4 protein-coding genes are annotated in these 4331 nt (G+C 68.3%); all 4 read left to right on the forward strand.

Translation table 11 applies throughout. From position 1 onward, the window contains the following. Positions 1-235 (forward strand): hypothetical protein (locus VNJ47_10675; protein HXG29295.1); only part of this gene is annotated, 235 nt, incomplete at its 5' end. After that, entirely contained in the window at positions 232-492 is a 261-nt protein-coding gene (locus VNJ47_10680; protein HXG29296.1) for a hypothetical protein, read from the forward strand. The genes VNJ47_10675 and VNJ47_10680, both read left to right, overlap by 4 nt. A 138-nt stretch (positions 493-630) precedes the next feature. Continuing rightward, the gene (locus VNJ47_10685; protein HXG29297.1) at positions 631-2892 is read left to right on the forward strand and encodes a DUF1302 domain-containing protein; all 2262 of its coding nucleotides are present in this window, start codon (positions 631-633) and stop codon (positions 2890-2892) included. Positions 2893-2984: 92 nt separating this feature from the next. Beyond that, a partial coding sequence (locus tag VNJ47_10690) for a CoA-binding protein (protein ID HXG29298.1) occupies positions 2985-4331 on the forward strand: 1347 nt, incomplete at its 3' end.

The following is a 4331-nucleotide window of genomic DNA, read 5'->3' on the forward strand; positions in this document are numbered from 1 at the left end:
GCTCGACGAGGGCGTGATCGGCGGCTGGACCGAGCTGCTGCGCGGCTGGTGCTTCTGCCTGGCCTTCGTCAGCATCGGGCTTGCGACGAACTTCCGCGGCCTCGTGCATTACTTCAAGGGCGGCAAGCCGGTGATCCTGTACGTTTGCGGGCAGGCGCTGAACCTGGCGCTGACCCTGGCCATGGCCTGGCTGATGTTCTTCGTGGTTTTCCCCAACGCAGCGGCGGGCCTGTGAAGCAGCGCTTCGTCTGGTTCCTGCTGGCCACCGCGCTGCTGGCGCTGCTGCTGTTCACCATCCCGCAGGTGGCCGCGCTGGCCGGCGTGCGCGAGGTGCTGCAGAGCGGCGCGCGTAAGGGCGTCGACCCCGCAGCGCTGTTCTATACCGAAACCGGCGAGCCCAACGAGGCCGCGGCCTGGTGGCGGGACACGCATATCGGACAAGGGGCCGGATCCCGGCTTGCGCCGGGTGACGATAAATCAGAGGCCCCCTGAGTCCTTACTTGTACCCGAGGCCGCTGCCACGGAGCACGCGGCCGTTGTATGATGCGCGTAAGGGACGCAAGAGCCCGGTCGCGCGGCCTGCCGCGACACCAATAAAGAGGAGCGCTGTCATTCAGAAGGACGACAGCGATGCGTAAGGCTTGTGGGGTTGGTCGGCGGTTTTCCTGTTCTGCAAGCCTGTCGGGATTGGCACTGCTGCTGGCCAGCGGGCCGGGCCTGGCGTTCGATTTCGACTTGGGCGAGCTGCGCGGTACTCTGGACAACCAGGTGTCGCTCGGCGCTGCCTGGCGCGCCGAGGATCCCGACGAGCGGCTGATCAGCAAGAGCAACCTGAATCCGGGACTGTGCCTGCGGCGCGAATCCGACGGCAGCATTGCCGGCGACGGCTGCAACAGCACTTCCGATCCTTCGCTCAACAATGCCTTCGTCGCCGCGCCCGGCAACTTCGCGCCCAACGCCGACAACGGCAACCTGAACTACGACAAGGGCGACCTGGTGGCCGGCGCCTTCAAGATCACCTCCGATCTCAATCTGAGCTGGCGCAATTTCGGCGCACTGTTCCGCGCCTCGTACTTCTACGACGAACCCAACACCGGCTTCGAGGAAACGCACCCCGACACCACCTTCCAGCCGCGCAAGACGGACCGGCCGAAGCGGGTCGAGAAGCTGGTGGGCCATGACCTGGAGCGCCTGGACAGCTACGTGTTCGGCAACTTTCCGTTCATCGGCGACCGCCAGCTCACGGTGCGGGTCGGCGACCAGGTGCTGAACTGGGGCGAGAGCACCTTTCTGGTGGCCAACAGCCTCAACCACATCGCGCCTCCGCACCTGCCGCGACTGCGCGCGCCCTCTTTCGACGTGAAGGAACTGTTCGTACCGGTCGGCATGATCTTTCTCGGCACCGAGCTCATGCCGAGCCTGGCGCTGGAAGCCTTCTATCAGTACGACTGGAAGCCGGCGGTACCGGACCCGGTCGGCAGCTTCTACTCCACCAGCGACATCGCCGGCGAAGGCGGCACCTACGCCATGCTGTCCTTCGGCAAGGCACCGGAGGATCCGACCCAGAGCTACGACCCCAAGACCAACGCCGACATCACCTGCCTGATCACCGGCTGCGAGCTGGACCGCACCGGCCTGTTTTCGAGTTCCAGCCGCACCATCCTGCGGGCGGCGGACCGCAGGCCTGACGACGGCGGCCAGTACGGCTTCAAGGTGGCCTACTTCGCCGAGGACTTCAACAGCGGCACCGAGTTCGCGTTCTATCACTCCAATACGCACAGCCGTCTGCCGATCGCCAGTTTCCTCGCCGCCGATGCCACCTGTATCGGCGACGGCAGCGGCGTGCTGCAGGCGCTGTCGCCGCTCGAATGCGGCCCGCCGCTGCCCGGCATCGGCCCGATCGGCGCGCTCGGTCTGGCCCGCGAGCCGCTGCCGGTGGAAACCGCGCGTGTGTTCCTCGAGTACCCGGAGGACATCAAGCTCTACGGCCTGAGCTTCAACACCACCATCGGCGACTGGGCCTGGTCGGGCGAGGTCGCCTACCGCCCGAACCAGCCGCTGCAGATCCACAGCACCGACCTGACGCTGGCCGCGCTGCAGCCGGCCTTCCCCGCCGAGGACATCCCGGTCTGTGTCGGCGCCGGCCTCATCATCCCCGGCTTCCCCGCGCCGATCGGCGACTGCCTGCCGGGCCTGCCGCTGGTCACGGTCATCCCCGGCCGCCGCTCGGCGGTGCCGGACTTCGTGGAAACGCGCTACCGCGGCCACACGGTCACGCCGGGCGCCTACATCCAGGGCTATGAGGAAATGAAGGTCGCCAACTTCGGCACCACCTTCCTCAACACTATCAGCGCCAGCAATCCACTCAAGGCGGATCAGATCGTGGTGGTGTTCGAACTGGGCGCAACCAAGGTGTTCGACATGCCCGGACTCGACGAGCTGCAGTTCAACGCCGCCGGCGCCGACACCCACATCAGCAACGGCGCTGACGGCAGCACCGGGCTCGGCGGCAACACGCTCGGCAGCGGCTGCCTGGCCAACGGCGCCAACGCCAGCGCCTGCCACCAGAATCCGCAGGCCGAGAACCCGCGCGCCTTCCCCGACGACCTGGCCTGGGGCTTCCGCACGGTCTGGGTGTTCCGCTACCAGGATGCGTTCCTGGGCGTGAACCTGGAACCGCTGGTCGGCTGGTTCAAGGACATCGACGGCATCGCGCCGGGCCCGGGTGAGAACTTCATCGAGGGCCGCAGTACGTATCTCACGGGCCTGCGCTGGGACTACCTGAACCAGTGGTCCGGCGAGCTGCGCTACACCATCGAGTCCGGCGGGCGTATCAACAACCCGCGCCTGGACCGCGACGTGGTCACACTCAACCTGCGCTACGAGTTCTAGCGACCGCTACGGCCCGCCCCAGCCGTCTTGCCGGGCCACTGGCAAGCGGCCAGGCCGCTCCATGCATTTGTTGTAAGCTCAGGGCGGCGCCCATGAGCACCCGCCACCTCGAAGCCTTCTTCAAGCCGCGTTCGATTACCGTGGTGGGTGCCTCCGAGCAGCCCAAGCTCGGCGGTGTGGTGCTGCGCAACCTGCTGGAGTGCGGCTTCGAAGGTCATCTCACCGCGATCAACCGCAAGGGCTATGACACGGTGTACGGCGTGCCCTGTCATGCCGAAGTGGACCGCCTGGCCACGGCGCCGGACCTGGCCATCCTGTGCACGCCGCCGGTGACCATCCCGCGGCTGGTGCGCGAACTGGGCCGGCGCGGCGTGCCGGCGGCGCTGATCCTGATGGGCGGACTGGCCACCACACTCAGCCGCAGCCAGCGGCCACTGACCGAGTCGGTGCGCGCCGCGGCGCGGCCTTCCGGCATCCGCCTGCTCGGGCCCAACAGCCTCGGCATCCTGTCGCCGCGGCACAGGCTGTTCGCCAGCTACGCGCACCTCAACGTGCTGCCGGGCCAGGTCGCTTACGTGGGCGAATCCGCGGTGCTCGGCTCCGCGCTGATCGACTGGGCCCGCGGCCGCGGCATCGGCTTCTCGCACTTCCTCACGCTCGGCGACGTGGTGGACGTGGACATGGCCGACGTCATCGACTACCTGGCCTCGGATCCGGACACACGCGCGATCCTGCTGCACATTGAGCGCGTGCGCAACGCGCGCCGCTTCATTTCCTCGGTGCGCGCGGCCTCACGCGGCAAGCTGGTGCTGGCCATCAAGAGCGGCCACGTGCCGGCCTCGCAGCGCCCCGAGGAGCCGGTGGCACCCGGCGTGCCGCATGCCGATGCCGTGTACGACGCCGTGCTGCGCCGCGCCGGCGTGCTGCGCGTGCACAGCACCGACGAGCTGTTCGATGCGCTGGAAACCCTCACCCGCATGCGCCCGCTGCGCGGCGAGCGCCTGGCCATCTTCAGCAACGGCTTCGGCCCCGGCGCGGTCGCCACCGACGCGCTGGTGCGGCATGGCGGCCAGCTGGCGGAGCTGTCCGAAGCGACGCGGGCAGCGCTCGGGGCGGAGATGCCCTCCTTCTCGCGCGCCGGCAACCCGGCCGACCTTGGCGTGCTGGCGGCGCCGAGGCATTACCAGCGCGCGCTGCAGTTGCTCAGCAAGGATCCGGGTGTGGATGCGGTGCTGGTGGTGCACGCCCCCAGCCGCCAGGCCGCCGGCGAGGCCTTTGCCCGCGCGGTGGTGGAAACGGTGTCCGATACGCAGCTCAACGTACTGACCAGCTGGATGGGGCAGGCCAGCGTGGCGGCAGCGCGGCAGACGCTGGACACCGCCGGCATCCCCACCTATGAAACGCCGGACCAGGCGGTGCAGGCCTTCATGCACATGGTG

Source organism: Nevskiales bacterium (assembly GCA_035574475.1).
In the GTDB taxonomy this organism is placed as follows: Bacteria; Pseudomonadota; Gammaproteobacteria; order Nevskiales; family DATLYR01; genus DATLYR01.